The organism is Gardnerella sp. c10Ua_244, from assembly GCF_055818055.1.
The window spans coordinates 35,118-48,406 of the sequence record NZ_JARFVS010000002.1 but is presented as its reverse complement, the minus strand read 5'-3'; the positions used below and the strand labels follow the sequence as shown (position 1 = coordinate 48,406).

Genomic DNA, 13,289 nt, shown 5'->3' with positions numbered 1-13,289 from the left:
CTTTGCTCAAAAATAAAAAAGATACGAAAGGATATCGTACCCGTGGTGGTGCGCCCCTTCGTATCAGCCTCTTATTCGTGAATAAGCGTTGTACTCTCATTCGATATTCACTTTTCTTCGCTGCGATTAATTAAGCAGTGAAGTTTGCATCGTATATGCCTTTTACGTCCTTCCTAAATTTCTATTTCTTTTTGGTTTTCGTTTGGTTTTCGTTTGGTTTCCGTTATCTTTTAGTTGGTTTTCGTTAGTCCTCATAAGCCAAACTATGCAGAGCATCTCGTAAAAGCTTTACTCCGTGAACAGCGTCTTGTGGATCTGTGTACTCTTCTGGAGCGTGACTAATACCATCTTTTGAAGGAACGAAAATCATTCCGGATTTTACAAACGGAGCAAAAATTTGCGTATCTTGACCAGCACCTGAATGCATGACTCTGTACGCATAACCTTGCTTATTAGCTTGATCTTTCAAAAGATTAATAATATCGTTGCTAAGTGGTGTAGGATCGTCAGACATCCACTTATCAATCTGCGCTGTAATGCCATAAGACTTGGCAGTTTCGTGAATGTCCTCGTCGAGTTCCTGCAAGAATTTATCAAGAAAAGCTTTATCTGTATGACGGCAGTTCATTGAAAAAGTAACTTCTCCAGGAACAATATTTACTTGATTTGGAACTACGCTGATTCTACCGAAAGTAAGTACCAGTGGGTCGCCTGCTTGCTTAGCTTTGTCAAGATTCTTGGCGATTATATGAGACATGCAATCTACTGCATCGTGCCTGTAGGACATCATTGTTGTGCCAGCGTGATTTTGTACGCCTTTAAGATGAACATCCCAACGGTGCTGACCGGCAATGCTAGTGATAATACCTAAATCTTCGTGATTGCTGTAAAGCGTTGGTCCCTGCTCAATGTGTAGCTCAATCCAGGCTTCAAGATTTGCGAACTTAGGTTGAGTTGTTTGATAATTGAACCCAGCTTCACGCATTGCTGTTTCGAAAGGAACACCTTCACTGTCGCAAATATTTTCTACGTCTTCTTTTTTGGCTAGCCCGAAGAAATTCTTTGAACCCCAGAATACGTATGGGAAACGTGAGCCTTCCTCTTCTGCTAAGCAGATAATGCGAAGACTTTTCTTTGGCTTTCCATATCTAGTAAGTAAATTCTTAATTGCTAAATAGGCTGCAACTATTCCAAGTTGGCCGTCAAAACGACCTCCTCTTGAAACTGTGTCAATATGCGATCCGCAAGCTATTATGCTTTCTGGTTTTTCGCATCCTTCAACAGTTGCAATTAGGTTTCCAACTTGGTCGAATTCCACAGTCATACCGAGTTTTTCAAATCGTTGACGAAGAGCAAAAAGAGCCTGTTTCCAAGATTTTGTGTAAAGAGGTCGAGTAACTCCTTGTTCTCCTGGTTTTTCTGTGAATCCTGCAAGCCAGCTTATGGCTGATTCTATAGTTTCAGCACTTATGCTGCTATCAATCATGTGCAGTATTCCTCCTCACTTGTGCAAGTTTTCCCAAAAGTGACATTCAGGCGGATATTTTTTGGTTTTTGTTTAGTTGATACTCGTGTAATTGCTACTACTTTGTGGCAACGCAAGATATCACGAAAATCGTGACAGAAAGAAATCACTTACTGTAATTGCTCCCTACGCATGTCTTAACAAAACAGGTTCAAAGGGTGTTTCTCAACTGTTTCCAGTACCCCTGCAATTTTCACTGTACTCGGATGAGTATAGCACGATATTAAATGAACTCAAAATGAACATTATCATGTGTGTTTTTGTGAAGAAATGCTTGGTTGACTGGTTGGCTGGTTGCTTGCTTGGCTGGTTGATTGATTGGTTGATTTGTTGACTGATATGAGATATTGCTTCCATTTGTGGTTGCAGGTATGTTCGGCTGCAAAAAATTTTCATATGTAAGTTAGGAAATAAAAAATAGCCAGATAACAAAAAACGCAGTGCTTCTACACTGCGAACATATTGTGGGTGATATAGGAATCGAACCTATGACCCCTTCCGTGTGAAGGAAGTGCGCTAGCCGCTGCGCCAATCACCCAAAATTTTTTAATTATGCGTGAAAGGCAATCCTTTCGAGTGGGCGATACAAGGTTCGAACTTGTGACCCCTTCCGTGTCAGGGAAGTGCGCTACCACTGCGCCAACCGCCCAGGTTGTTTATTAAGCTTGAAGCTTAATCGAGGTGGGTACGAGAGTCGAACTCATCTATACGGCTTTGCAGGCCGCTGCCTAACCGCTTGGCTAACCCACCGTAAGGTCGAATAACTCATCGGACCTAGAGCGGACAACGGGACTCGAACCCGCGGTCTCAACCTTGGCAAGGTTGCGCTTTACCAACTAAGCTATGTCCGCAATGCAACTTTACTGAACAATGTCAGCGCCGAAGCACGAGTAACTACTATACCCGAAATATTTACAAATGCAAGCCCTTGCCTATTTTGGCGTGTCGTTTGGTGTTTCTGTTGGTGTGTTTTTTGGCGTGTTCGTAGGCGTGTCTTTCGGTGTGTTCGTTTGCGCGTGTTGGTTGGAGGTTTGTTTATGCGTATGGTATTGGAGCATTTGCGAGCGCAAGTGTTATTTTCTCAGTTTGTTGACTGAGTTTTTAACGGTGTTTGGGCTGTGAGTGTTATTTTCTCAGTTCGTTGACTGAATTAGTAACGGTGTTTAGAACTTGGCTTAATATTCCCAGCTTCGCAATCTTCATTTTAAGTATATTTTCTAGGGTTATAGGTTCTAGGGTTATAGACCAAAATTTATTTATTCATCTGGGGAATGGACTTTACGCGGGACTCCTAAATCGTCTGCTATATCGTCGTAGTTATCGCCACATTCATAAGGGTCTAATAAATTGTAAGCTTCGATTAGCAACTCTTTAGGTGCACTCTTGTGTAGCCACGCGTCTACTAAATAAATATCAATTGCAATCGATGGTTCGCCTGCTCGAATAGCACTATTGGCTTCTTCTTTAGAAAACTTATCCATGTATGGCTCAGCATAAGGTCGAAGTTTCTCAACCATGTCATAACAAATTTTCATCATATCCATTAGCTTTTCACTCCTCTCTTATTTTCCACAACTGAGAACGCGGTATTGACGCTCCAATCTTTTTCTTTTTTATAAACGCACTTCTAGGATAGCATCAGCATATGCGGGAAAGACCGTGAGCCAAGGCGAAAAATGACACCACACTCCAGCGATAATAACGAGTGAGAACATAGCAGATACTATTGCGTCTAATTTCATAATGAGCCTGCAGTATAGTGGATAGTGAGTCCTGGACACTTCGACTGTTCGGGACCCTTTATTTACTTATTGCGCTTCAAGGATTACCACTGCGTAGAATCACCCCCGCGTATGCGGGAAAGACACACATGCAATCATTGCGGTTGCAGCAGTATCGTAGCGGATATGAAATCGAACGCGCATGCGGCAGTTAGAGCACGCCGCGGCGCATCGTATCGCGCGCGCTAAGTGTTTTTTATTATAGGGTAGGCAAATAAAACTTGCCTACCCTTGTTTGTTTTTACTGTTGATTGTTTGACTCGGTTTTAGCTGCTTTACCAACAGTCTCTTTTAACTCTTGCCATGATGATGGCAGGGTTACGGGGCGATGTGGCCGCCGTGCAGCCCAATTGCGGATAGTGTCATAATCCCACGCGGGCTTTGTTGTTAGTACGCCAACCGAGTGTGTTGGTAGTGGAATTAAACCACGTAACTCACTCGCGTTCTGGTTTTTTAAGGCGGCGCGCCTAGAGCGCACGAGATACTGGCGCATAGACTCGTAGCTAACACCAAGAAGTCGCGCAATGTCATGTAGTGATACGAGTACTGTTTGTCCGTTCTCATCTAACATAATATGCTCCTTATTTTTCTTTGCTACTGCCTGTTAAGCCAGCGGATAAGCCAGCAATGCCAGCTGCTAGAGTGAACCCAATACCAGCGAATGGCACTTGCAAAATAACGTTTGTTACCGCGGTAATAGCGCATATTGCCGAAATAATACCTAATACTCTTGTTCTACTCATAATCGTGTGGAAAGATTGAGGCTAGGGGTTCTAGCCAGCATCATTGGTTGGAACCCCCGTTTTTTACTTGCGCTTATTGTCGTGTCGTAAATCTAACCAAATCATGATGATGATAGTTAGAATGTTGAGCGCGAGCGCTACCCAATCTTTTGTTTCCATGTTCACCTCCTTTCATAATTAAATATTATCACAATATGAGAACATAAGCAAGGGGGTGAACAAAAATAGGATCACCACCGCGTATGCGGGAAAGACTCATATGATAGAATCGAAATGAATGCTAGGGCTCCTCTTTCCCTTTAATCTCGTAATGAGTTGGTTTGAGGGTATGACTAGCTTTCGTATATTCCAACTGTTTTATAATCTTTAATGATTAATGCGTTATAAGCCAAAAGTAAAGGAGCCTACGCAGCGCCTAAAGTGTTAAAGCAGTCAACGGCATGAAGCCGACTTTCAACGCAGGAAGACTCCTATAGCTCATGCTACCAAATAGTGTAAGTGGCAAAAATATTGGGCACTAACTGCAGTGTGCTAGTGTCCAATATGATTATTATTTTGCTAAGTTGCTTTCAGATTTCCACTTTTTTATGAGTTCTATAGCTTGTTTTTCTTGCGCATAAAGAAAATGATCGTTATCTCTATTTTCATAGTTTATAGTAAACGATGCTAATTTTATTTGTTCTTCTTTAGTAAATTCATCTAATCGACTTTTATCAAAATTTTTTATAGAATCATAAAATTCTTCTTCAGAAACTAAGTTAAAACAATTTTCTGAATAAAATTCCCAGCCCGTTAAACTATTATATGTTGTTAAGCATAAGAATTTAAGCTTATTTACATCATCTTTAAACAGATTTTTAACGTATACTTCAGCACTTTTACTATCTAATTCTTTCCATAAGCAAAATATTCTATCCAATCCAGATAAACTTAAAATGTTTTTAGAATTTGAGATTGATTCAATTTTTTCTACATAAATTTTTCCAATATTTTTTAGGTGTTCAGGAGTTATAATTTGCAAATTTTTATCTTCATCGTCAGATTTTCTACAATCTTGAACTATTTGATTAATAAGAATAGACTTTGTTGCAATATTATTTTTATCAATATTCTCAACAATGAAATTGATAATTTCATAACGTACTTCCTCTTCTTTAATAGAAATTATCATATTGACTACAATATTATTTGAATAGTAATCTGTTAACTTACTTTGATCTACAAGCTCATTTTGAAGTTCTAATAAAACATATGCAATTAAAGTGAGTCTATCGTTTGATATTTTGTTATCACTAAACAATGATTCTACATTTTCCAAAAAGTATAAAATATTGCCATCTTTATTAAATTCTCTAATCTTTTGCAAAAGTCTTAATCCACTATAACTGTTCACGCATTTAATAATTTCTTCTCTTGGAATTTTTATATCAGATAAATTAAAGCTAAAATATAAACCTATTGTTTTTGTAGATCCAATACGTTTCCTGCTAATAAGTTCTGATTCTGATATATCTTCATTGATTAATTTATGATTTGTATCATACGCAAATGTAGGAAACAGAATTGAAACAATATCAAAAGCCATTTTGCTATACAATCCAAAACTGTCAAATTCTTGATTACATTTTTCAATATATTGATGTAATTCAGATCGTCTTCGTAATGAAGAATTAATATCTCCACTACAAATGAAATCTTTATTGTTGAAAATCCATTCATATAGCTTAGGTTCTAAGATTTCTATTGCAGTAATAGCTAATAAATCAACAAATGATGTTTCTTCACATAAAGCGCCATACTTGAAGTGGAAAGCATTAAGTAATCTATTTACATCCCTTATATTATTTACATATGGATTTACGCAGTTTTCAAGTACTGTTTCAAAATATTCATTATTTTCAAATTCTTCTTCATTCTTGCTTTTATGAACAATATCATTAAGGCGATCTCTTAATATTTCATGCACTGTTGTTTTATCAATTTCGGGAACTTCAAAAGAAACTTGAACAATTTTCTTTAAATATTCATCTCCGTCAATATTGTGATATTCAGACAAAGCATTGCAAACAATTTCCCTATCCATTGTAAGAACATAAATTATGTTTGGAAAATCGCCTACTTGTTTAACCAATTGGAAAATATCTTTAATTTGAGGAGTAGTCAATCTATCTATATCATCAATAAAAACAATTATTTTGTGGTTAAAATCTTCTAGCGCCTTACACAGTTTTTCTTTAGCTTCATCCAAACTAGGCGTTTTCATTAATTTAGATCCTGCTGCTTTGAATGTAGTTTTCAGTATATGAGCGATTACAGGCCCAGCTACTGGAATAGATGACAAAGCGTCAATAATATCGGAATATTGACTTATAGCCTTTCCGATTTTTTCTTTATTCTCTTCTCCTTTAGCTACACCTAGTTTATTCTTCAATTCATGGAAAAATAAACTAATCAAATTGTTTTTATCTGAATAATTCCATGGCGAAAATCTTATAATTATTGGATAATGACATTGATCTTCTTCTTCAGTTTTTTGTGAAGTAAAAATTTTTTTGATTCTTTTGTATACTCTTGAATACCATTTTTTCTTCTCTGATTCATCTACTGGAATTTCGGATATTGCCATGTTAATAATAGATGTCTTGCCGCTACCCCACTTTCCATACAAACCGATTACAAGACCATCTTTGCTATCATATTCACAAATCGATTTTCCAAATTGTTTCGCAAAATCAGATCTTCCCAATAAATCTTCATCAGCTTTTTCAATAGGTTTATCTGCAACGTAGCTCATATACTTTCTCCATTATGTGTCTCTTTGCAATATATTATATTCATGCGGTTGTTTTAAAAATATAAATGATTAAGTATCTGTGTTTAATAAAAAGTTATCAACAGAGATAATTTTAAATAATTGCATTAGCTTTCATGTGGTAAAATCTACACATGGAAAAAGAGACGATTAAAAAATATGAGCTACAAGATTTTCACAGGTTCATTGATGAGTCTGGAGACATGACTTTTCAGCATGAGAAGGTAAAGGGTGGACGTAAAATCATTGTTGGGCTAGGTGCGTCTGCATCTTTTATGATTGGTATGACATATATTAAAGAAGATCTTGGCGAAGCTCGTAAAAAATAAATGATTTTTGCAAAAAAGTACAGAATGACAGCAGATTCAATAATATTGAAAGCGTAAAAAAGCTTATTAAAAAAGAAGGAAAATATTATCCTCACGCAAAAAATGATCCTAAACAATTAAGAGATTTGTTTTTTAACTTTATATGTTCAAATATTGATTTCACTACACAAGTTGTAGTTGCTAGAAAATCTACATATTTATCGAACCTTTTACCTAAAAATAATCTAGAAGCAGAATTGTATGCCAATTTAATGTCTCACTTGATTAAGGATAAAGGAAAATATCCTAAATTGGTACTAAATATAGCTGGAAGAGGAAACACTACATCAAATGTTAATCTGAAACGTTCGTTAGAAATTGCGCAAGAAAGAACTAGAAACAGTACTAATAATCTTCCGGATATATATGCGTCAAACATTAAATTCAATACGCAACCGTACTCAAATGAGCCGTTATTAGCAATAACCGACTACGCATTGTGGGCAGTTCAGAGAGTCTTTGAAAAGGGTGATTTATATTTCTATAATTTACTTCTAGATAATAATAAAATTCCTCTTGTGCTTGACCTGTATGATACAGAGCATTATAAAAATTCGGAAAATTACCATACAAAGCGCAAGCCTCTAAATATTGATTGCTGGCTGAAAACCAAAAATAAAGGAGCCCACACGACGCCTAAGATGAGAAAGTCACCGACGGCATGAAGCCGACTTTCAACGCAGGAAGACTCCTACAACTCATGATATCAAATATTGCTTTATTGCACAACTTTGTTTGTGTATTAAATCTAATTTATATATATAGTGCGCAAGTGTATCAAAATTGTTGCGTTAAGGAAACAGTTTTGATACTTGCGCGTATTACGTATGATAAATCTAGCTAAACAATAACAACAAGCTAACCTTTTTCTTTTTAGATAAACGCACTTTTGTGATTGCACCAGAGTATGCGGGAAAGACAAAATGCTTACGGAGCTTAAACACACCGACGAGGGATCACCCCCGCGTATGCGGGAAAGACATGCTATAAAATTCCCTTTGCGCATCGCCACTGGGATCACCCCCGCGTATGCGGGAAAGACTCTTTTATATAAAACCTCCCCCGAAGGGGGGAGGGATCACCCCCGCGTATGCGGGAAAGACTCTTTTATATAAAACCTCCCCCGAAGGGGGGAGGGATCACCCCCGCGTATGCGGGAAAGACCTTCACGACTCCGATGTAAAGGACACTGGAGAAGGATCACCCCCGCGTATGCGGGAAAGACTCAAATTATTTGATACAATACTACTCCACTGTTGGATCACCCCCGCGTATGCGGGAAAGACGCAAATGTCTTTATAGTCTGAGCACATAATTTGGGATCACCCCCGCGTATGCGGGAAAGACTATTTGATATAATGCTACTCCATTGCTGGGTGGGGATCACCCCCGCGTATGCGGGAAAGACGAAGCTGCCTGCCTTCGTTTCTCCTCTGCATGAGGATCACCCCCGCGTATGCGGGAAAGACTGATTTCCGGAGCAAGCAAAGGCAAAGCAAAAAGGATCACCCCCGCGTATGCGGGAAAGACCGGGGCGGATTTCGGAGCCTCGGCGTGTCGTTAGGATCACCCCCGCGTATGCGGGAAAGACTTTTGCCATGGAGCTAAGCAGGTCATAGAAGGGGGATCACCCCCGCGTATGCGGGAAAGACAAGAGTCTTAAGATGTCGTTTGATGCTATAAATGGATCACCCCCGCGTATGCGGGAAAGACTTTTATGTTTCTGAAGAAAAATCTGTGGATAGTTTTAAGAAAAAATGGGTTAAAGTGTGGAGTGATTTTATGAAAAATTCTTAGAAGAATTTTTCATAAAAGAGAAGAAAAATTTTTGAAGAACCCTAGAACCTTTTTATGAAAACAGTGCCACGGAAAATCACGCGCACAAGAAACCACAGAGCCAAGCAAAACACGAGCAAAAATTTTATAGGGATAAAAGAAAATTGCCTCGACTTGTTTACTAAGTCGAGGCAAAATAAGATTTTTGTTTTTACAGTTCGTCGAGTTCATTCATGTGCTGTGCCATGTAGTCAGCGAGCCAGTTCATGCCGTAGGCTTCTTCAAAGGATTCGAGCAAGAGTGATAAGTCTGTATGGAATCCGTAACTGTGGAGAGTATCTTGTGCTTGTTTTACTGATGTGAGTTTGAGCCTGCGAATAATTTCAGCGCTATCGTGTTTGTCTCTTTCTCTGCCACTTTCTAGTTTCATACCAAGGATATAATCAAGCGGCGGCATGAGCACGGTAAGATGAGAGAATTGAAAAACAGGAGTGCAAATTTTGCGCGGTGGGATGCGGTTCATGTTCGCAACAGAATTATTAAGCCATAATTCATCTGGCTCGTTCGCGTTATATTTCTCACCGACCTGTTGAATTATGTTTCTGATTTTTTCATTTTCTGTATAGAAGGCATCAACGTCTTGCGTGCCTCGAAGATTGTAATACTCAAGAACGAAACCACCAGCACAAATAATTTCGAGTGTGATATTTTCGTTCGCAAGATTGTCATTGAGTTCAGCGAACAGTGGTGTCTTGTCCATAACGTCCTTCTTTGAAAAGTTGCAGAATATTTTTTGGTTGTGCTTTACGATTCGCTTGGAGCACGTGCTCTCTTGTGTGTGTGCCGTCAGTGAGTGCGTCTTGCAATGTTATTTTTTGGAAGGGAGTCAGCACGGTGCTGTTGAGTAACCGTGTGACATCATCACTGGTGAGTTTCGTGCCATTGTCTTGAATAACTTTGTACAGGTAGCGGAACCATAAATCCCCATCTCGTTCGCTATTCTTACTTGCTTGAATCATATACTCGTACCACGTGTGCATGTGTCGTCTCCTTCTGTGTATTACCTGATTCTTATTCTAATCGGACAACACACAAACTTTTAGTATGCTAGGCATAGGCATAAGCCGCTTGCCTTATCGAAGGTGAATGCTCTGCCACCGTCTTCAACTTCGGAACAATTCTGGGCAAGAAGTTCAATATCGATACTGTGATAGAGAAGCGAATAAGGAAGCTCACTATGCTGGGCAAGTTTGGGAGTTATCCACGTCTCGCTAAAGTCTTCAAACCATTCTTCGACATCGCACACGGTAAAGCAGTCAATTTCGTCAATGGTGTGGTGCGCGTCGAACCAATCTTTGAATTGTGGATATTCTTCGAGTACGTTTTCGATGTCGCTCCCGTCATACCATGTGCACATTTCATCTCTCCTTTTCCTCGGGGTGTCTGTGACATTTTTTTGTTCAAGTTCCTTGAACACTGAAGACATATCGCCGTGAAGTGACGTAGCGCATAAGCTGCGCGTGGACCTTTAGGGACATCGCGGGCGTTGCGTGGAGGAACGTGGCGATAGGATCGTAAGTGTCAAGGAAATTGACAAACCTTAAAGAAAATTTTTTGTACACCGCAGGTGTTCCATACGAAAAAGAATGGTTGTACACGCTTTAGCGTGTGCAACACAATATTCCTGTCTATTGAGTCGTCAAGTACATACGAAATAGGGGTGAAGAATATGAATCCTTCACCCCATGTGCTTTTATAGGTTTTAGTCTGTGGTGGTGTAATAGTAGTCAAGCTGGTCGCTTGTGAAGTTATCTTCGCACCATGCTGCCAGGGTCGTATACAGGTCGTTGTATACACGTGCTTTATCCTCGTTGTAGAAATGGTATTGCCAGATTTTATTGTTCAACACCATGACAAGCTCGGTCATCATTTTGTAATTGCTGTGCCACTCATTAAAAGCGCGCTGGTAAGTATCTTCGATAGCGTCGAGACCAAATGCTTCTGCTATGGTGAAGTCTTCCCAGAAAGTAGTGATTGGCGTGTACCCGTAGTCTTTGAGTGGATTGTAGATTTGTGGCATAGTGATTGTGGTGCTCATTGTGTTTTCCTTTCAAAAAGTGGGGAGAAGAGGCTTTTCTCTTCCCCGTTGTGTTTGTTTTGATGATTGCGTTTCACGTCCTGCCGGTGGATGCGTTTCACACCCTCGGGGTGCTTGACCCAGCTCGCGCGGCCGAAACAATTTATTGTTGAGAGACGCTCGGATGGGTTGACATGCGTCCGCTGGTAGGGCGAGCATTCATCGGTAAAACAAACACGGGTAGAGAAAACACGTGCTCCAGCTATGAAAAGGAAAAGAGTGAGCAGTCGCTCTTACTGAATGCGCATAATCTCCTCACTCTTATAAGTACACGGGCAGAGTAGCTGATGGTTTTGCGAAGGATAATAGTGCAGAGGATTGTGTGGTAGAAAAAGATTGTGTTCCATGCGTGCAGGGGTGGGTGCGGCTCATACACGTGTGATGGAGAGTGAATGTGTAGAAACTATTCTTCTGGCACCACTCTTACCAGTAGCGCGTAGACGTGTATGCGTGTGCTCAACCTATCGGTTGTGGGGTGTGCTTGTATATCCATCTGTATGAGCGTATTAATAGTGCATGGTTCCAGGTCTTTGGCTTATCGTCATGGGCATTCTTGTGAGAAGAAAACCGACACGAAAGCGTAGGCTGGCTTATACAAGAGAAATGAAAAGGTGGTGGAGCACCCACCTTTTTCGTGAGTGTTCCACCACGAGGGCTTTAGTGACCCATGTTGATAGACCAGTAGCGTTTCTCGTCTTCACGAGCATGCGTGCCTTGAGGGTCGTCAGGATTGAAGTACGCGTTGCTGAAGGTATTGATGCGCACACCGTACCGGCCTGGAATGTTCGTGTAATAGCCTGGCTGGGTGCGCTTACCCTTGAGCAGCGTATGGTGGCGCAAGTCGAAGAGAGTGACTGTTTTAGAGGTGACGTGAATGACTTCGTAATAATCCCAGTTGGTTTGGTCATACCCCCATGTTGCGACGAGGATGTCACCTTCCATAGCGCCGTGCACGTTAATGGAGTTGCGGGTTACTGGTGCTTCGAGTGTGGTAGTCATAATAATCCTTTCCGTTAAAAGTGAAACAGTGGTTGTTTCGCTTGGGTTTTCTTTTGTTGATGATTGCGGTTCACGCTACGACTGGCGGCATATGTCACACCCCTTGTGGGTGCGTGACCTGGCACGCGTGGCTGCAACGTAAGTGAAAGACACGACGGACAGGTTGACATATGTCGCTAGGCGCAGCGAGCATTCATCGGTAAACAAAAGAAGGCCTAAGCGGTAAACAGCCACTCACATTTTTTAAGGAAGGAAGTATTGTCTTACCGCACGAGGCGCCTCGTATGCGTAATCCTTAGCTAAGTGCATAGATGCAAGGAAAAGGCCATGTCAGCGTGTGGGGTGTGAGAGAAACTATCAAGATGAGAAAGTAAGAAGGGCTACCCTAATGGGTAACCCTTCTAGTGGTATAGCGGTGCGTTTAGATGTGGTAGTCGCCGGTTACTGTAGTCATGATGTACAGGTCACGATAGTGAGGGTCGAGATAGTCAAGGCTACTTTCAAGGACTGTCCATGATAAGTTTGACGGGTTCATGATGATAATACGAGTAGTCGCATACGGTTGTGTAAGACGACGGTAGTCACGCATGACATGCCTGTCTAGCTCACTGTGCGCACCGTAGTGTGGCATGTACCCGTAATCGGTTACGATTCGTGCAGCGTGGTGGAATGTTTCCGCAGCTTCATGTGCAAGACTATTCATCTTTTCACTATCAGCGTGTAGGTGAACGATACCGTCATTCTTACTGGTAAGCGTGTATGGCATGTACTGTATTTCCAAGTCGACGATATCGCGTGGATTGTTCCATGTGTCGATGAAGTCAACATAGTCAGCTTCATCGGCTATGTCTTTTTCGAGGGTAAGGGGATCGACCGACTGGAGAAAAGTGGCGATGAGGTTGTCGTAGCTGGCATATTTTTTGAGTGCTTCGATAGCGTCTTTTTCACTGGTGAACGAGTAGAGAATGCTGGAGTGTCCCATAATAATTGTCCTTTCTTATGTGTGTCACTGTGTGCGTGACAAGCGTTAAGCAGCACACAACCCGTTGCCATAAGACACTCCGCCACCCCTCTAAAAATGATATGGGTTCTTGTGGGGCGCGCCCACACCCGTGGAAAGGCTTCCCTGTCTGCAATTTTTGCAGGCA

The 13,289-nt window shown here is 40.7% G+C and carries 13 protein-coding genes, 4 tRNA genes, 1 CRISPR repeat array and 1 riboswitch; of the genes, 2 read left to right on the top strand and 15 right to left on the bottom strand.

Annotated elements, in window-relative coordinates; genetic code table 11:
- Window positions 1–244: 244 nt before the first annotated feature.
- The 9 genes from allC to P0108_RS03360 all read right to left on the bottom strand — a co-directional run bounded on the left by allC (window position 245) and on the right by P0108_RS03360 (window position 6,843).
- Window positions 245–1,486, bottom strand: a complete 1,242-nt coding sequence (gene allC / locus P0108_RS03400; protein ID WP_064621700.1) for an allantoate deiminase — start codon at window positions 1,484–1,486, stop codon at window positions 245–247.
- A gap of 145 nt (window positions 1,487–1,631) precedes the next feature.
- Window positions 1,632–1,721: riboswitch (TPP riboswitch) on the bottom strand.
- 269 nt (window positions 1,722–1,990) lie between these two features.
- Window positions 1,991–2,063, bottom strand: a tRNA-Val gene (locus tag P0108_RS03395).
- 39 nt (window positions 2,064–2,102) lie between these two features.
- Window positions 2,103–2,174 (bottom strand) — tRNA-Val (locus tag P0108_RS03390).
- A 30-nt stretch (window positions 2,175–2,204) separates the two neighbouring features.
- Window positions 2,205–2,275: transfer RNA gene (locus tag P0108_RS03385), tRNA-Cys, on the bottom strand.
- 28 nt (window positions 2,276–2,303) lie between these two features.
- A tRNA-Gly gene (locus P0108_RS03380) sits at window positions 2,304–2,376 on the bottom strand.
- A gap of 405 nt (window positions 2,377–2,781) precedes the next feature.
- The gene (locus tag P0108_RS03375; protein WP_004125146.1) at window positions 2,782–3,069 is read right to left on the bottom strand and encodes a hypothetical protein; all 288 of its coding nucleotides are present in this window, start codon (window positions 3,067–3,069) and stop codon (window positions 2,782–2,784) included.
- Window positions 3,070–3,547: 478 nt separating this feature from the next.
- Window positions 3,548–3,877: a hypothetical protein gene (locus P0108_RS03370; protein ID WP_064621701.1), complete on the bottom strand. Its 330-nt coding sequence runs from the start codon at window positions 3,875–3,877 to the stop codon at window positions 3,548–3,550.
- Between the two features lie 10 nt (window positions 3,878–3,887).
- Entirely contained in the window at window positions 3,888–4,049 is a 162-nt protein-coding gene (locus tag P0108_RS03365; RefSeq protein WP_102704466.1) for a hypothetical protein, read from the bottom strand.
- A gap of 550 nt (window positions 4,050–4,599) precedes the next feature.
- Entirely contained in the window at window positions 4,600–6,843 is a 2,244-nt protein-coding gene (locus tag P0108_RS03360) for a KAP family P-loop NTPase fold protein (protein WP_102704467.1), read from the bottom strand.
- Window positions 6,844–6,995: 152 nt separating this feature from the next.
- Here P0108_RS03360 and P0108_RS03355 point away from each other — a divergent pair, with 152 nt between their 5' ends.
- A complete protein-coding gene (locus tag P0108_RS03355; RefSeq protein ID WP_102704468.1) occupies window positions 6,996–7,190 on the top strand; it encodes a hypothetical protein in 195 nt (64 codons plus the stop codon).
- A gap of 125 nt (window positions 7,191–7,315) precedes the next feature.
- Complete coding sequence (locus tag P0108_RS03350; protein ID WP_146012663.1) at window positions 7,316–7,894, top strand: hypothetical protein; 579 nt, start codon at window positions 7,316–7,318, stop codon at window positions 7,892–7,894.
- A 288-nt stretch (window positions 7,895–8,182) separates the two neighbouring features.
- A CRISPR array of direct repeats spans window positions 8,183–8,942; the repeat unit is 28 nt; unit sequence GGATCACCCCCGCGTATGCGGGAAAGAC.
- Between the two features lie 274 nt (window positions 8,943–9,216).
- On the opposite strand, the gene P0108_RS03345 is transcribed toward P0108_RS03350, so the two are convergent.
- From P0108_RS03345 to P0108_RS03320, 6 genes are all read right to left on the bottom strand, one after another.
- Complete coding sequence (locus tag P0108_RS03345) at window positions 9,217–9,765, bottom strand: DUF6036 family nucleotidyltransferase (RefSeq protein ID WP_016637681.1); 549 nt, start codon at window positions 9,763–9,765, stop codon at window positions 9,217–9,219.
- Entirely contained in the window at window positions 9,740–10,045 is a 306-nt protein-coding gene (locus P0108_RS03340) for a hypothetical protein (RefSeq protein WP_009994584.1), read from the bottom strand. Before P0108_RS03340 ends, P0108_RS03345 begins: the two co-directional genes overlap by 26 nt.
- Window positions 10,046–10,104: 59 nt before the next feature.
- Window positions 10,105–10,422 carry a hypothetical protein gene (locus tag P0108_RS03335; protein ID WP_009994582.1) on the bottom strand — a complete coding sequence of 106 codons (318 nt, stop codon included), beginning with the start codon at window positions 10,420–10,422 and terminating at the stop codon, window positions 10,105–10,107.
- Window positions 10,423–10,767: 345 nt separating this feature from the next.
- Window positions 10,768–11,103, bottom strand: coding sequence for a hypothetical protein (locus P0108_RS03330; RefSeq protein ID WP_009994580.1), 336 nt, complete (start codon window positions 11,101–11,103; stop codon window positions 10,768–10,770).
- A 696-nt stretch (window positions 11,104–11,799) separates the two neighbouring features.
- Window positions 11,800–12,141 carry a hypothetical protein gene (locus tag P0108_RS03325; RefSeq protein ID WP_162037913.1) on the bottom strand — a complete coding sequence of 114 codons (342 nt, stop codon included), beginning with the start codon at window positions 12,139–12,141 and terminating at the stop codon, window positions 11,800–11,802.
- A gap of 421 nt (window positions 12,142–12,562) precedes the next feature.
- Complete coding sequence (locus P0108_RS03320) at window positions 12,563–12,907, bottom strand: hypothetical protein (RefSeq protein ID WP_231875268.1); 345 nt, start codon at window positions 12,905–12,907, stop codon at window positions 12,563–12,565.
- Between the last annotated feature and the right edge of the window lie 382 nt (window positions 12,908–13,289).

Coding starts and splice junctions, on each gene's coding strand:
- P0108_RS03340 (WP_009994584.1), bottom strand. CDS start 10,045: ATGCACACGTGGTACGAGTATATGATTCAAGCAAGTAAGAATAGCGAA.
- P0108_RS03345 (WP_016637681.1), bottom strand. CDS start 9,765: ATGGACAAGACACCACTGTTCGCTGAACTCAATGACAATCTTGCGAAC.
- P0108_RS03375 (WP_004125146.1), bottom strand. CDS start 3,069: ATGGATATGATGAAAATTTGTTATGACATGGTTGAGAAACTTCGACCT.
- P0108_RS03335 (WP_009994582.1), bottom strand. CDS start 10,422: ATGTGCACATGGTATGACGGGAGCGACATCGAAAACGTACTCGAAGAA.
- P0108_RS03355 (WP_102704468.1), top strand. CDS start 6,996: ATGGAAAAAGAGACGATTAAAAAATATGAGCTACAAGATTTTCACAGG.
- P0108_RS03360 (WP_102704467.1), bottom strand. CDS start 6,843: ATGAGCTACGTTGCAGATAAACCTATTGAAAAAGCTGATGAAGATTTA.
- P0108_RS03365 (WP_102704466.1), bottom strand. CDS start 4,049: ATGAGTAGAACAAGAGTATTAGGTATTATTTCGGCAATATGCGCTATT.
- P0108_RS03320 (WP_231875268.1), bottom strand. CDS start 12,907: ATGCCATACACGCTTACCAGTAAGAATGACGGTATCGTTCACCTACAC.
- P0108_RS03330 (WP_009994580.1), bottom strand. CDS start 11,103: ATGAGCACCACAATCACTATGCCACAAATCTACAATCCACTCAAAGAC.
- allC (WP_064621700.1), bottom strand. CDS start 1,486: ATGATTGATAGCAGCATAAGTGCTGAAACTATAGAATCAGCCATAAGC.
- P0108_RS03325 (WP_162037913.1), bottom strand. CDS start 12,141: ATGACTACCACACTCGAAGCACCAGTAACCCGCAACTCCATTAACGTG.
- P0108_RS03370 (WP_064621701.1), bottom strand. CDS start 3,877: ATGTTAGATGAGAACGGACAAACAGTACTCGTATCACTACATGACATT.